Annotated in this window: 12 protein-coding genes; 7 read left to right on the top strand and 5 right to left on the bottom strand. The window is 73.0% G+C overall.

Annotated elements, in window-relative coordinates; genetic code table 11:
• Nucleotides 1–33: 33 nt before the first annotated feature.
• Nucleotides 34–465 carry a DUF6643 family protein gene (locus tag ABEA82_RS15580; RefSeq protein WP_345662065.1) on the bottom strand — a complete coding sequence of 144 codons (432 nt, stop codon included), beginning with the start codon at nt 463–465 and terminating at the stop codon, nt 34–36.
• 296 nt (nt 466–761) lie between these two features.
• Here ABEA82_RS15580 and ABEA82_RS15575 point away from each other — a divergent pair, with 296 nt between their 5' ends.
• A complete protein-coding gene (locus ABEA82_RS15575; protein WP_345662064.1) occupies nt 762–2003 on the top strand; it encodes a TerD family protein in 1242 nt (413 codons plus the stop codon).
• 15 nt (nt 2004–2018) lie between these two features.
• On the opposite strand, the gene ABEA82_RS15570 is transcribed toward ABEA82_RS15575, so the two are convergent.
• Complete coding sequence (locus ABEA82_RS15570) at nt 2019–3212, bottom strand: glycosyltransferase (RefSeq protein ID WP_345662063.1); 1194 nt, start codon at nt 3210–3212, stop codon at nt 2019–2021.
• Between the two features lie 39 nt (nt 3213–3251).
• Between ABEA82_RS15570 and ABEA82_RS15565 the strand changes: the two genes are divergently transcribed.
• On the top strand, nt 3252–4037 hold the full coding sequence (locus ABEA82_RS15565) for a glutamate racemase (RefSeq protein WP_345662062.1): 786 nt from the start codon (nt 3252–3254) through the stop codon (nt 4035–4037).
• A gap of 80 nt (nt 4038–4117) precedes the next feature.
• Complete coding sequence (locus ABEA82_RS15560) at nt 4118–4672, top strand: hypothetical protein (RefSeq protein WP_345662061.1); 555 nt, start codon at nt 4118–4120, stop codon at nt 4670–4672.
• A gap of 36 nt (nt 4673–4708) precedes the next feature.
• Here ABEA82_RS15560 and ABEA82_RS15555 read toward each other — a convergent pair whose 3' ends face one another.
• Nucleotides 4709–5782, bottom strand: coding sequence for an O-antigen ligase family protein (locus ABEA82_RS15555; RefSeq protein ID WP_345662060.1), 1074 nt, complete (start codon nt 5780–5782; stop codon nt 4709–4711).
• A 268-nt stretch (nt 5783–6050) separates the two neighbouring features.
• Here ABEA82_RS15555 and lnt point away from each other — a divergent pair, with 268 nt between their 5' ends.
• The 4 genes from lnt (at nt 6051) to ABEA82_RS15535 (ending at nt 11091) form a co-directional block, all read left to right on the top strand.
• Entirely contained in the window at nt 6051–7667 is a 1617-nt protein-coding gene (lnt, locus tag ABEA82_RS15550; protein WP_345662059.1) for an apolipoprotein N-acyltransferase, read from the top strand.
• A gap of 68 nt (nt 7668–7735) precedes the next feature.
• Nucleotides 7736–8215 (top strand): NUDIX hydrolase, encoded by a 480-nt coding sequence (locus ABEA82_RS15545; protein WP_345662058.1) that lies wholly within the window; start codon nt 7736–7738, stop codon nt 8213–8215.
• 55 nt (nt 8216–8270) lie between these two features.
• Nucleotides 8271–9071 (top strand): 3-hydroxybutyrate dehydrogenase, encoded by an 801-nt coding sequence (locus ABEA82_RS15540; protein ID WP_345662057.1) that lies wholly within the window; start codon nt 8271–8273, stop codon nt 9069–9071.
• A 73-nt stretch (nt 9072–9144) separates the two neighbouring features.
• Nucleotides 9145–11091 carry a helix-turn-helix domain-containing protein gene (locus tag ABEA82_RS15535; protein ID WP_345662056.1) on the top strand — a complete coding sequence of 649 codons (1947 nt, stop codon included), beginning with the start codon at nt 9145–9147 and terminating at the stop codon, nt 11089–11091.
• 44 nt (nt 11092–11135) lie between these two features.
• Here the strand turns inward: ABEA82_RS15535 and ABEA82_RS15530 are convergent, their stop codons facing one another.
• Nucleotides 11136–12518 carry an MFS transporter gene (locus ABEA82_RS15530; protein WP_345662055.1) on the bottom strand — a complete coding sequence of 461 codons (1383 nt, stop codon included), beginning with the start codon at nt 12516–12518 and terminating at the stop codon, nt 11136–11138.
• A 204-nt stretch (nt 12519–12722) separates the two neighbouring features.
• The gene (locus ABEA82_RS15525; protein ID WP_425588527.1) at nt 12723–13553 is read right to left on the bottom strand and encodes a DUF4394 domain-containing protein; all 831 of its coding nucleotides are present in this window, start codon (nt 13551–13553) and stop codon (nt 12723–12725) included.
• Nucleotides 13554–13797: the final 244 nt, after the last annotated feature.

Below are 13797 nucleotides of genomic sequence, written 5' to 3'. Positions count from 1 at the left end.
GCCAGCCGGCACCGACAGCCCCCGGGAGGCGGCTCAGTAACCGCGGTACTGCTGGTTGTTGTACGGCTCCTGATAGGGGGCCGGGGCGGGCCGGGGAGCCGCGGGGCGCATCGCCTCGTAGCCCGCCGCCGGCGCCGCCGGGCGCGGCTGCTGCGGCTGGGGGCCGGGATAGCCGCGCGGCGCGGTCGCCTGCTGCGGGATGTACGCCGCGGGCGCCTGCTGGAGCGGGGCGGGCTGCTGCGCCTGCGGATAGCCGTAGGCGGGCTGGGACGGGGCGGCCGGCAGGGCGGGCAGTGCCGACGGCAGGGCGGGCAGGCTGCTGCCCGGCATGTCGTACTGAGCGGGGACCCGGATCGGGGCGATCTGCGGGGTGCCCCGCTCGGCGACGAGCTTGTCGTAGATCGGGGTGTCCGGGAAGGAGGCGGAGTAGTAGCCGCCGCCGAAGGTGGAGCGGGGGGAGGTCATGGCACATAAGTTAAGCCAACGATGTGCTGGTTGGGGAGACCGATAAGAGGGTTGTTTTCCGTTCCCGCAGTGACCGGGGATCCCCAATGCGAGCGAACTCGGCAAAAAAGGGCGCTGAACCGGGTTCTGATCGTGTAAAGGCCGAGTTCCGGGCGGGTTACCAGCGGTTGGCCACCGGTCCCGCTGGTGGCGCGCACGGGAGTTCGCCGCGGGGAGGAATAGGTTGTGCGAACGGAACTCGACGGACGGCCGGGATGTGCCCGGGGCGTTGTGACGCAATGGGGGCGGACATGCAAATGCTGAAAGGTTCAAACACTCCGGTGCCCACCGCGGCGCTGCGGGTGGAATTGGGCTGGCGTACCGGCCCCGGCGTGCCCGACGCCGACGCCTCCGCTTTGCTGCTGGTAAGCGGAAAGGTCCGGTCCGACGCGGACTTCGTCTTCTACAACCAGCCCGCCCACTCCTCCGGCGCGATCCGGCACGAGGGCAAGCGGAACGACGACGGCAGGGTGACCGACACGCTCCTCGTCGACCTCACGCGCGTGGAGCCCGCGATCGAGAGGGTCGTCCTCGCCGCGTCCGCCGACGGCGGCACCTTCGGTCAGTTCCCGGGCCTCTGCCTCGAGGTGCGCGACGCCGCCCGGGGCAGCCAGGTGGCTCGCTTCGAGAACCCGGGCGCGACCACCGAAACCGCTTTCGTCCTGGGCGAGTTCTACCGCCGCCAGGGCGCCTGGAAGTTCCGCGCCGTCGGACAGGGCTACAGCAGCGGACTGGAAGGCCTGGCCACGGACTACGGCATCACCGTCGACGAGCCACAGCGTGCGGCCCCGGCTCCCGCACCGGCCGTGGCTCCGGTCGTGCCTCCGCCCGCCGCGCCCCCGGCGGCAGCGCCCGCACCCGTCCGCCTCACCAAGGTGACGCTCACCAAGGCGGCGCCCTCGGTGTCGCTCACCAAGCAGGGCGGCACCTCCGGCGCCCTGCGCGTGAACCTCAACTGGCAGGTGCGCAAGCAGTTCTCGGGGTGGAGCGGCAAGTTCGGCCGCCCGGCCGCGATGCACTCCGACCTCGACCTCGACCTGTGCGCGCTGTACGAACTCACCGACGGCAGCAAGGGCGTCGTACAGGCCCTCGGCAACGCCTTCGGAGCGCTGCACCAGCCCCCGTACATCCACCTCGACGGCGACGACCGCACGGGCGCCGTGGCGAGCGGCGAGAACCTCACCGTCAATCTCGACCACAAGAACGCCCTCCGGCGCGTCCTCGTCTTCGTCACCATCTACGAAGGCGCCCGTTCCTTCGCCGACCTGAACGCCACCGTCACCCTCCAGCCGCAGTACGGCGCCCCGGTCGAGTTCTCCCTCGACGAGTGCACCGTCCCCTCTCCCGTGTGCGCGCTCGCCCTGATCACCAACACCGGCGGCGACCTGGTCGTCCAACGCGAGGCCCGCTACCTGGTGCCCGAGCGCGGAGTGAGCCCGCAGCGGACCGTCGACCACGCCTACGGGTGGGGCATGAACTGGACCCCCGGCAGGAAGTGACGCCGCCGCCGGCCGTCAGCCCTCGTCGGGCACCGCGTCCGGGCGCGCGTAGGTGCGGCCCTTCCAGGCCGCGCCTCGCCCCCGGTAGTGCTGCACCGCGGAGTCGACCGTCATGAGGAGGTAGAGGAACGCGGTGAACGGCAGCAGGGGAGCGAGCCACAGCGGCTGCCGGTAGTAGCGCACCATCGGGACGTACGTCCCCGTCATCACGAGCCAGGCCGCCCCGCCGGCGACCGCCGCCGCCGTGTTCCCCGCCGCCAGGCCGGCCACCAGGGCCGCGGGCGGCACCAGATACACCAGCGCCAGCCCCACGACCGTCCCGGCGAGCAGCAGCGGATTGTGCCGCAGCTGGGCGTAGGCGCTCCGCGACACCATCCGCCACAGGTCGTGCAGCCGCGGATACGGCCGCACGCTGTCCACGCCGTCGGCGAGCCCCAGCCACACGCGACCGCCGCTCCCCTTGACGGCCCGCGCGAGCGCCACGTCGTCGATCACGGCGTGCCGGATCGCGTCCGGGATCCGAGCCCGCTCGGCGGCGTCCGCCCGCAGCAGGACACAGCCCCCGGCCGCCGCCGCCGTCCGCGTCCCCTCCCCGCCGATCCGGCGGAAGGGGTAGAGCTGGGCGAAGAAGTAGACGAAGGCCGGCACGACGAACCGCTCCCAGGCGCTCCGCACCCGCAGCCGGGCCATCAGGGAGACGATGTCGAACCCACCGGCACGGGCCGCGGACACCAGCTCCCGCAGACTGTCCGGCGCGTGCGCGATGTCGGCGTCCGTCAGCAGGAGATACTCGGGTTCGCGCGCCCGTGCCAGCCCGATGCCGTGCCGCACCGCCCACAGCTTGCCGGTCCAGCCCGCGGGCGGCTCACCGGGCGAGCCCACGGTCAGCGGCAGCCCGCCGTGCCGGTGCGCCAGTTCGCGCGCCAGATCACCGGTGCCGTCCGAACTGCCGTCGTCGACGAGGAAGATCTCCGCCCGTCCCGGATAGTCCTGCCGGAGCAGCGACGGCAACGAGGCGGGCAGCAGCGGCGCCTCGTCGCGCGCCGGGACGACGACGCACACGGACGGCCACACGTCCGGCTCCCCACGCGGCGGCAGTCGCACATCCGTGCGCCAGAAGAAGCCCTGACAGAGCAGCAGCCACAGCCAGGCGAGAAGTGATCCAGCGGCGGTCCACGCAACGGCGCTCACGCGCGCAGTCTGCCCCACGGAGCCGGGCCGCGACGGCTCATCGTCTATCGTGATCGGGTGAAGATCGCGCTCATGGACTCCGGAATCGGTCTGCTGGCGGCCACCGCCGCGGTACGGCGGCTGCGCCCCGACGCCGATCTCGTGCTCTCCCTGGACCCCGACGGCATGCCGTGGGGCCCGAGGACCCCGCAGGACCTGACCGAGCGCGCCCTGGCCGTCGCCGAGGCCGCCGCCGCGCGCCGTCCCGACGCCCTGATCGTCGGCTGCAACACCGCGACCGTGCACGCGCTCACCGCCCTGCGCGCCCGCTTCGAACCGGACCTTCCGGTCATCGGCACCGTCCCGGCGATCAAACCGGCCGCGGCCGGCGGCGGGCACCTCGCCATCTGGGCCACCCCGGCCACGACCGGCAGCACCTACCAGCGCACCCTCATCCGGGACTTCGCCGACGGGGTCCCCGTGACCGAGGTGCCCTGCTGGGGCCTCGCCGAGGCCGTCGAGCACGCGGACGAGGCGGCGATCGACGCCGCCGTCTCCGCGGCCGCCGCCCTGACCCCCGACGAGGTGACCACCGTCGTCCTCGGCTGCACCCACTACGAACTCGTCGCCGAGCGCATCCGGGCCGCCGTCCAGCGACCCGGCCGGCCGCCCCTCGTGCTGCACGGCTCCGCGGGCGCAGTGGCCGCCCAGGCCCTGCGCCGGCTCGGCGAGCAGCCCGCGCCGTCGGCCACCCCCCTCGGCGCACTGACCGTGCTCCTGAGCGGACGCGAGGGCACCCTGCCCGCACCGGCCCTGGCCTACGACGAGGGGCGGCTGCTCCAGGCGGTCACGCCGGCCGGCTGAAACGGCCCCGCCCCCGGCACGGCGCGGTCACGCTCCGCCACGAGGTACCAGCGGAGCGAAACCTGAGTAACCTCATAGGCATGAGGGACCACCGCCCTGGCGAGAACGCTGCCCATCCGCCCTCCGCCGTCTGGACCGGCCGTGCCACCAACCGCGTCCAGTGGCTGCTGGCGCTCATCGGCGCCGCGTGCATGGCGCTGGGCATCGAGCTGGCCGTCGACCCGGCGTGGACGTCCGGCACCGCACCCCTCGTCATGGCCGTCGTCGGGTGCATCGCCGCCGGGCTGCTCGTCCTCTTCGGCACGCTCGCCTTCGTGCACGTCGCCCTGAAGGTCGACGAGAAGCACCTCGAGGTGCGCTGCGGCCACATCGGACTGCCCCGGCGCCGCATCCCGCTCTCCCACGTGGCGGGCGCCACCTACACCTCGCACGTCACCCCCCGCCACTGGGGCGGCTGGGGCTACCGCTGGCGGCCCGAGAAGGGCACCGCGGTGGTCGTACGACGCGGTGAGGGCGTCGTGCTGGAAATGTGGGACGGGCACACCTTCACGGTCACCGTGGACGACGCGGAGGCGGCCGTGCGGGTGATCAAGTCACGGCTGGGGCCCACGGAACCGGGCGCCCCCGCACACTGAGCGACCCGAGGCCGCGACCGGACACGCCCAGGCCTGTCACCAGGCGGGCGTGCGTCCGGCGCCCCGAGTACGGGTGTCCGGAGCGTGGTCCGACGGTTCGTCGGCGAGCGGACGGGCCGTGGCCATGCCCGCCAGCAGGCCCGCGCCCACCGACACCGTGGTGAAGCTCAGCGCGTTGCCGACCGCGGCGATGGCGGCGAGAGCCGTCAGAGCCGCGCCCGCCGTGAGCACCACCGGCGTCGGACGCGGGCCGCGCCACAGCGCGTACAGCACCCAGCCGAAGGCCGCCGCTAGCAGGGCCACACCGACGACACCCTGTTCGGCCGCCTGCTGAAGGGGCGCCGAGTGGGGCCTGCCGTCGGACAGCAGCGACTCGGCGGACGTCGCGCTCAGCTCCCCGAAGCGCCCCGGGCCGACCCCCAGGGCGGCGTCGCCGCGCAGCAGCTGCCACGCGTCCCGCCACAGCTCCACGCGGTGCGGGGTCAGGCGCCCCTCCAGTGCGGCCACGAGCCCGCCCGGTACGGCCCGCGCGGCGACGGCCCAGGTCAGACCGGTGGCCAGGGCGGCGACCGCGGCCATGGCGACCAGACCGGCGCCACGGCGACGGGTACGGCCGGCGGCCAGCGAGCACACCAGCACCGCCAGGCAGCCGACAAGGCCGCTGGTCGAGCCGAGCACCCCGGCCAGCACCGCCGTCCCGGCGGCCAGCCCCCGCAGGGCGAACCGCACGGCCGGGACGGAAGCGGCCCAGGCCGCGCAGCACGCGGCACCGGCCGAAAGGGTCAGCACGGCCGCGGTGGCCCCGGCGTGCCCCGGAGGTGTGGTGATCTGCGGGCCCGGAGCGAGGTGCGGCACGGCCACCGTCAGCCCGGCACCGGCCAGCGCCCCGGCGAGGGGCGCGCCGACCGGTGACAGCGCGCCGCCGATCCGCCCGGCGGCGTAACCGGCCGCCACGGCCAGCACCGCGAGGAGCACCCCCTCGGGCCGGCCGCCGTGCACGCCCGCCGTGATGAGGGACCACCCGGCGCAGACCCCGAGCACCACCACGCCGACCCCGTCGTGAACGATTCGTCTGTCACCGTCCGCGTCCGGCCCGGACGCAGACGTCATCCCTCTGGAACCCACCCCGCCCCCCGCGCACCACGTCGCCCCCGACCTGTGAAGACCCCGGCCGTACAGGCCGCCACGGGCCGCACGACTGAGGCTTCGGCACACCGTAGCCGCTGGTGGGCGGTTTGTGGATGTGTCGTGACGAAATGAGCAGGAACGTTGCTGCCGATGTGCGGGGCCGCCCCGGGAGAGGGCCGCGGGCGGGCACTGGGCCGGCCCCGGCGGACCGCGCTGTCGGCGTCAAGGTCACTCGCCTTACACTCCGGGAGTGACCGTCACCGCAACCTCCGTCGGCGAGTCGGACCAGCTGGAGCCGCGGGTCGCGCCCGGGGCGCGCCCCTGGGCCCGGCGGCTTCAACGCCTTGTTCCGGCCGCCGCAGCCGCGCTCTCCGGCCTGCTCCTCTACGTCAGCTTCCCGCCGCGCAGCCTGTGGTGGCTGGCCCTGCCGGCCTTCGCCGTCCTCGGCTGGGTGCTGCGCGGCCGGAGCTGGAAGGCGGGGCTCGGCCTCGGCTACCTCTTCGGGCTCGGCTTCCTGCTGCCGTTGCTGGTGTGGACCGGCGTGGAGGTCGGCCCCGGGCCCTGGCTCGCCCTGGTGGCCATCGAGGCGGTCTTCGTGGCCCTGGTCGGCGCCGGCGTCACGGTCGTGTCCAAGCTGCCCGGCTCTCCGGTGTGGGCCGCCGCCGTGTGGGTCGCCGGCGAGGCGGCACGCGCGCGTGTGCCGTTCGACGGCTTCCCCTGGGGGAAGATCGCGTTCGGGCAGGCGGACGGTGTGTTCCTGCCGCTCGCCGCGGTGGGAGGCACCCCGGTGCTCGGCTTCGCGGTCGTCCTGTGCGGCTTCGGCCTCTACGAGGTCGTCCGTCTCGGTCTGCGGAGGCGGGCCACCGGGGTCGTGCGGCCCGCGGCGGCAGCCGTCGCCGTGTTGAGCATCGGCGTCCCGATTCTGGGCGCGCTCGCCGCCCGGCCGCTGGTCAGCGACCGGGCCGAGGACGGCAGCGTGACCGTCGCGGCGATCCAGGGCAACGTGCCCCGAGCGGGCCTCGACTTCAACTCCCAGCGGCGCGCCGTGCTCGACCACCACGCGCGCGAGACCGAACGCCTCGCCGCCGAGGTCAAGGCGGGCAAGGTCGCACGGCCCGACTTCGTGCTGTGGCCGGAGAACTCCTCCGACATCGACCCCTTCGCCAACCCCGACGCTCGCGCCGTGATCGACGCGGCGGCCAAGGCCATAGGAGTGCCCATCTCGGTCGGCGGCGTCGTCGAGCGGGACGGAAAGCTGTACAACGAGCAGATCCTCTGGGACCCGGCGAAGGGCCCCGTCGACACGTACGACAAGCGCCAGATCCAGCCGTTCGGCGAGTACCTGCCGCTGCGTTCGCTCATCGGCGCGATCAACGAGAACTGGACGGCGATGGTCCGCCAGGACTTCAGCCGGGGCACCGAGCCGGGTGTGTTCACCATGGACGGCGCCAAGGTCGGCCTCGTCACCTGCTACGAGGCCGCCTTCGATTGGACCGTGCGCTCCGAGGTCACCGACGGCGCCCAGATGATCTCCGTGCCGAGCAACAACGCCACCTTCGACCGCAGTGAGATGACCTACCAGCAGCTGGCCATGTCCCGCGTCCGCGCGGTCGAGCACAGCCGGACCGTGACCGTGCCGGTGACCAGCGGCGTCAGCGCGATCATCATGCCCGACGGCAGGATCACGCAGACGACCGGCATGTTCGTGGCCGACTCCCTGGTGCAGAAGGTGCCGCTGCGCTCCTCGCAGACCCCGGCCACGCGACTGGGTGTGCTGCCGGAGGTCGCGCTCGTGCTGGTCGCGGCCGGCGGGCTCGGCTGGGCCGTCGGCGCCGGCCTGCGCCGGCGACGCGCCGGTGACGTGTAGCCGTACGCCGGGAGCACACCGCCCTGAACCCACCGGACCGTCGCGACCTGCCGGTTAGGGTCGTCGCCATGGCTACTCCTGACTTCATCCGCACCCTCCGCGCCTCGGCCGGTCATCAGCTGCTCTGGCTCCCCGGAGTCACCGCCCTCGTCTTCGACGACGAGGGCAGAGTGCTGCTCAACCGCCGGTCGGACACGCGCAAGTGGTCCGTGATCGGAGGCATCCCGGACCCGGGTGAGCAGCCCGCGGCCTGCGCCGTGCGGGAGGTCTACGAGGAGACCGCCGTGCACTGCGTCGCCGAACGGATCGTCCTCGTCCAGGCCCTGGACCCCGTCACCTACGACAACGGCGACACCTGCCAGTACATGGACATCACCATCCGCTGCCGGGCCGTCGGTGGCGAGGCACGGGTCAACGACGACGAGTCGCTGGACGTGGCCTGGTTCGACATCGACGCCCTGCCCGAGCTGAACGAGTTCGGACTGCTGCGGATCAAGCAGGCTCTGTCCGACGCCCCCACATGGTTCGACCCCACTACCTCCGGCTGAACTATGGGGTAAGAGCACATGGGGCAGTGCCGGGGCGCTGCCTAGGGTCGGAGGCATGACCGCGCCCCGTGTCCTTCCGGCTCCCCACGCCTCCCCGCTCGACCTCGGCGGCCGCACCGCGCTCGTCACCGGCGCCGCCGGCGGCATCGGCCGCGCCTGCGCGCTGCGGCTCGCGGCCGCCGGGGCGAAGGTGAGAGCCGTCGACCGGGACGCCGCGGGCCTGGACGCGCTCGCCGAACAGGGCCGCGACCTCGCGGGCACCGTGGAGCCGCACGTCCTCGACCTCACCGACCTGGACGCCGCCGAACACGCCGCCGCGGGCACCGACGTCCTCGTCAACAACGCCGGACTCCAGCTCGTGCGGCCCATCGAGGAGTTCCCGCCCGACGCCTTCCACACGGTGCTCACCGTGATGCTGGAGGCGCCTTTCCGGCTCATCCGCGGTGCCCTGCCCCATATGTACGGGCAGGGGTGGGGCCGCATCGTCAATGTGTCGTCCGTCCACGGGCTGCGCGCCTCGGCCTACAAGTCGGCCTATGTGGCTGCCAAACACGGCCTGGAGGGACTGTCCAAGACCGCAGCCCTCGAGGGCGCACCTCACGGCGTCACCTCGAACTGTGTGAACCCGGCCTACGTGCGCACCCCACTGGTGGAGAAGCAGCTCGCCGACCAGGCACGGGCGCACGGCATCTCCGAGGAGCGCGTCCTGACGGAGGTGCTGCTCAAGGACAGCGCCGTCAAACGGCTCATCGAACCGGACGAGGTCGCCGAGGCCGTGTCCTATCTGTGCGGCCCGCAGGCGTCCTTCGTGACCGGCACGTCGCTCGTGCTCGACGGCGGCTGGACCGCCCACTGAGCGGCGGCACCCGCGCCCGGGAGGTTTTCCACAGGGCTGACACGACGGCCCGGTCATGGTGAATCCTGAGAACATGTCCAGCGATCATGCGCAGTCCGCCGAGCGCCGGGCCGACGCCGCGCAGGCGCCGCCCGCCGGCGCCGAGACGCCCTACCTCGAGCTCCTGGCCCGCGGCGCCTCCGCCGAGGCTTACGAGCAGCCGGTGCTGCTCGCCCGTGCCGAAGGACGCCCGGCGGAGTGGATCGCCGCGCTCCAGCAGGCCAAGCCGCTCGCCCTGCGCGTGCGCTCCGAGCTGGAGGGACGGCGCCGCCGCGAGGCCGAGCTGTCCGCACTGTTCGAGACCGCCCACGACCTCGCGGGGCTGCGTGACCTGGACGCCGTGCTCCAGGCGATCGTGCAGCGCGCCCGGTCGCTGCTGGGCACGGACGTCGCCTACCTCAGCCTGAACGACCCGGCGCGGGGCGACACCTACATGCGGGTCACCGAAGGCTCGGTCGCGGCCCGGTTCCAGCAGCTGCGGCTCGGCATGGGGGAGGGACTCGGCGGCCTGGTCGCCCAGACCGCACGCCCCTACGTCACCGACGACTACTTCAAGGACGCCCGCTTCCAGCACACCCGAACCATCGACGCGGGCGTGCGGGACGAGGGGCTCGTCGCCATCCTCGGTGTGCCGCTGACGCTCGGGCACCACGTCATCGGCGTGCTGTTCGCCGCGGACCGCCGCGCCCGGGTCTTCGAGCGGGAGCAGATCGCCCTGCTCGGCTCCTTCGCGGCCCTCGCCGCGGCGGCCATCGACACCGCCAACCTGCTCGCCGAGACCCGGTCGGCCCTGGCCGACCTGGAGCGGGCGAACGAGATCATCCAGGACCGCAGCGGCGTCATCGAGCGCGCCTCCGACGTGCACGACCGGCTCGCCGAGCTCGTGCTGCGCGGCGGCGGGGTCCACGACGTGGCCGCCGCGGTCTCCGAGGTCCTCGACGGCACGGTCGAGTTCGCCGAGGCCGCCGCGGCACCGGCCGAGGCTCTGCAGATCTCCCGCGCGGAGGGGCACGCGGTGCGGCACCGGGACGACTGGATCGCCGCCGTCGCCGCCGGTGGCGAACTGCTCGGGGCGCTCGTGCTGCGCGGCCACCCGGGGCTCGACCCCGTCGACCAGCGCACCCTGGAGCGTGCCGCCATGGTCACCTCCCTGCTGCTTCTGGCCCGCCGGTCCGCCGCCGAGGCCGAGCAGCGGGTGCGCGGCGAACTGCTGGACGACCTGCTGGACGCCCACGACCGCGACCCGCGCCTGCTGCGCGAGCGCGCGAGCCGGCTGCGCGCCGACCTCGACGCCGTCCACGTGGTGCTGGCCGCGCGCCTCGAGGGCGACGCGGCCGACGCCGACCAGGAGGCGGACGCCCGCAGACGCCTGGCGGCCGCCGCGTCCCACCTCGCCGCCACCCGGCACGGCCTGGCCGCCGCGCGGGACGGCGGCACGGTCCTGCTGCTGCCACTCGGCCCCCGCGACACCGCCACCGACCTGGCCCGCCGCGCCGCCCGGCACCTGGGCACCGCGGTGCACGCCCCGGTCACCGTCGGCGCCTCCGCTCCCACCGAGGACCTCGCAGCCCTCCCCGACGCCGTGGCCACGGCCTACGGGGAGGCCCGGCGCTGCCTCGACGCCCTGCGGCTCCTCGGCCGCTCCGGGGACGGGGCCGCCGCCGAGGACTTCGGCTTCCTGGGACTGCTCCTGGCCGGCGACCGGGACATCCCGGGCTTCGTCGACCGCACCATCGGCGAGGTCGTCGCGTACGACGCCCGGCGCGGCACCGAACTGCTGCGCACGCTCGACGCGTACTTCGCCTGCGGTATGAGCCCGGCCCGCACCAAGGACGACCTGCACGTCCATGTGAACACCGTCGCCCAGCGCCTGGAGCGGGTCGGCCGCCTCCTCGGTGACGACTGGCAGAGCCCGGCCCGCGCCCTGGAGATCCAGCTCGCCCTGCGACTGCACCGGTTGTCGGAACCGGCACAGCACTGACCCCCGAGCGCCCCTCGGACGCACGGGGGTCGGTGCGGGCCGTCTCAGACGGTGCGGGCGTCCGCCGGGGCCGACGTGCTGTCCGCGTCGTCGGCGGGGGCGACGTCGGCCAGGTCCCGGTGGCGGGTCTCCTTGGCCGCCGCCACCGCGACGACCGTGAGCACGGCGGCGCCGATGACGTACAGGGCGATCGGCGTGGAGCTGCCGTAGTCAGAGAGCAGTGCGGTGGCGATCAGCGGTGCGGGCGCGCCGGCCGCGACCGAGGCGAACTGAGCGCCGATCGAGGCACCGGAGTAGCGCATCCGGGTGGCGAACATCTCCGAGAAGAACGCGGCCTGGGGCGCGTACATCGCGCCGTGCAGCACCAGTCCGACCGTGACGGCGAGCAGCAGACTGCCGAAGCCGCCGGTGTCGATCAGCGAGAAGAACGGGAACATCCACAGCCCCACTCCGACAGCACCCAGCAGGTAGACGGGCCGGCGTCCGATCCGGTCGGAGAGCGCGCCCCAGGCCGGGATGACCGCGAAGTGCACGGCCGAGGCGATCAGCACCGCGTTGAGCGCCGTCTGCTTGGAGACACCGGCGGAGGTGGTGGCGTAGACGAGGATGAACGCGGTGATGACGTAGTAGCTGATGTTCTCCGCCATGCGCGCCCCCATCGCGACCAGGACGTCACGCCAGTGGTGCCGCAGCACGGCGACGAGCGGCAGCTTCTCCGCGTCCCCGGACCGGTCCGCCTTGCGGGCCTCGGCCTGCGCCAGCGCCTGCTTGAAAACGGGTGATTCATCGACAGACAGACGAATCCACAAACCGACGATCACCAGCACCCCGGAGAGCAGGAACGGGATCCGCCAGCCCCAGCTGCCGAACGCCGCGTCCGACAGCAGGGCCGTCAGCAGGGACAGCACACCGGTCGCCAGCAACTGCCCCGCCGGTGCGCCGGTCTGCGGCCACGAGGCCCAGAACCCGCGCCGTCGCGCGTCCCCGTGCTCCGACACCAGCAGCACGGCGCCGCCCCACTCACCGCCGAGCGCGAAGCCCTGGACCAGCCGGAGCACGGTGAGCAGGACCGGCGCGGCTGTGCCGATGCTCGCGTGCGTCGGCAGCAGCCCGATCGCGAAGGTCGCCCCGCCCATCAGCAGCAGGCTCAGCACCAGCAGTTTCTTGCGCCCGAGCCGGTCACCGTAGTGCCCGAACACCAGCGCCCCCAGGGGCCGGGCGGCGAATCCGACCGCGTACGTCAGGAACGACAGCAGCGTGCCGACGAGCGGGTCGGAATCCGGGAAGAACAGCTTGTTGAACACGAGCGCGGCGGCGGAGCCGTAGAGAAAGAAGTCGTACCACTCGATGGTGGTGCCGATGAGGCTGGCGGCGACGATGCGCTTGAGATTCCCGGGTGGCGGGGGAGCGGTTGCTGCGGAGGCCATGGGCGCCACTTCCTCGTGTGCGGTGGGGACGGGTACGTGTGCGCACACGGTAGGAAAGCGCAGGTCAAGGGCACATGTGGTGGGACTACATAGTTCGGGGGCGGGGTGTGCGTGTTGCCCCTATGCCAGTCCACGCCCAGCAGGCGACGGCGGCGCCGGTTCGCCGCGGGCCGGCGGTGGCCGGGCCGCGGCGAGGGCAGGGGATCAGGATCCGGTGAGGGAGATGGCCAGGTCCGTGATGTTCAGCGGGAACTGGCCGATGGAGGTGGCCTGGCCGGTGAGGACGTCGATGCCGTACAGCGAGGGGGAGTTGGCGCCGGACGGGGTGAGGGAGGCGAACGCGGCGTTGTCGACCGTCTTACCCCCGGACAGGGTGCTGTAGATGTCCATGCCGGCGTTGATTCCGGCGTCGATGCCGAGACTGCCGGTCGGGGCGAGCGTGCCGTTGTTCGCCGGGGACTGGAGGACGACCTGGTCCGTGGTCGTGTTGATGTCGACGAGCGTGGTCGCGGTGGCCGCGTTGAGGTCGTTGTTCGTGTAGGCGGCGGCCGAGACACCCTTGGTCGTGCCCTCGATCGGCGGGGTGGTGAGGTTCAGATCCTGGAGGGTGCTGTGGTCGTTGAGGTTGTGCCGCAGGTTCTGGCCGTTGTCACTGATCACGCGCAGGCGGTCGGCCGCTGGGTTGAAGTCGACGCCGAAGTTCGTGCCGTGCAGGGCGTACTGGAGTTGGGACACCTTGGTGACCACCACGTCCGCGGTGGCCGGCGGGGTCTTGATCGTGTAGATGCCGCCCTTGTTGCCGACGCCGTACATGAGGCCGTCCTGCACCCGGAAGTCGATCCCGATCAGGCCTGTGTCGCCGCTGAGGCCGGTGACGACCCTGACCCAGTCGAGGACCTGCGGCCGGTCGGTCGTGAACGTGGCCATCAGGGTGCCATCGCCGCTGATCCCGAAGGCGCGCAGGCTGGGCGTGGCGGCGGGGGCGGCCGAGCCGGTGCCGGGTGCGCCGAGCATGAGCGCCGTCGATGTGACCATGACCGCGACCGCCGCCATGATTCTCTTTCTCGTGTCCGCTGTCATCGGAGTTTCCCTCCCGTTCGGGCGAGCGCCATTCGAGGCGCCTGGCTGTGCATTCCCCCCGCTCCTGCGTGTATTGATCACCGCAGTCGTGCCGAAGGCGGTTCTCATTAAGGCCACTTCACGGTTCCTCCACAAGCAGAAGGGGTGATGGAAACACCCTGATCCGGGAATTTTGCGCACTGTGATAACGGCCCTGTCG

The sequence above is a fragment of the Streptomyces venetus genome, from assembly GCF_039540295.1.
GTDB lineage: Bacteria > Actinomycetota > Actinomycetes > Streptomycetales > Streptomycetaceae > Streptomyces > Streptomyces venetus.
The sequence above is the reverse complement of the archived record's forward strand: the minus strand, read 5'-3'. Positions and strand labels throughout refer to the sequence as shown.

Bases quoted from the DNA above. Each gene is read 5' to 3' on its own strand.
- ABEA82_RS15535 (WP_345662056.1), top strand. From the start codon at position 9,145: ATGTCCAGCGATCATGCGCAGTCCGCCGAGCGCCGGGCCGACGCCGCG.
- ABEA82_RS15540 (WP_345662057.1), top strand. From the start codon at position 8,271: ATGACCGCGCCCCGTGTCCTTCCGGCTCCCCACGCCTCCCCGCTCGAC.
- ABEA82_RS15560 (WP_345662061.1), top strand. From the start codon at position 4,118: ATGAGGGACCACCGCCCTGGCGAGAACGCTGCCCATCCGCCCTCCGCC.
- ABEA82_RS15530 (WP_345662055.1), bottom strand. From the start codon at position 12,518: ATGGCCTCCGCAGCAACCGCTCCCCCGCCACCCGGGAATCTCAAGCGC.
- ABEA82_RS15555 (WP_345662060.1), bottom strand. From the start codon at position 5,782: ATGACGTCTGCGTCCGGGCCGGACGCGGACGGTGACAGACGAATCGTT.
- ABEA82_RS15545 (WP_345662058.1), top strand. From the start codon at position 7,736: ATGGCTACTCCTGACTTCATCCGCACCCTCCGCGCCTCGGCCGGTCAT.
- ABEA82_RS15525 (WP_425588527.1), bottom strand. From the start codon at position 13,553: ATGGTCACATCGACGGCGCTCATGCTCGGCGCACCCGGCACCGGCTCG.
- ABEA82_RS15575 (WP_345662064.1), top strand. From the start codon at position 762: ATGCTGAAAGGTTCAAACACTCCGGTGCCCACCGCGGCGCTGCGGGTG.
- ABEA82_RS15580 (WP_345662065.1), bottom strand. From the start codon at position 465: ATGACCTCCCCCCGCTCCACCTTCGGCGGCGGCTACTACTCCGCCTCC.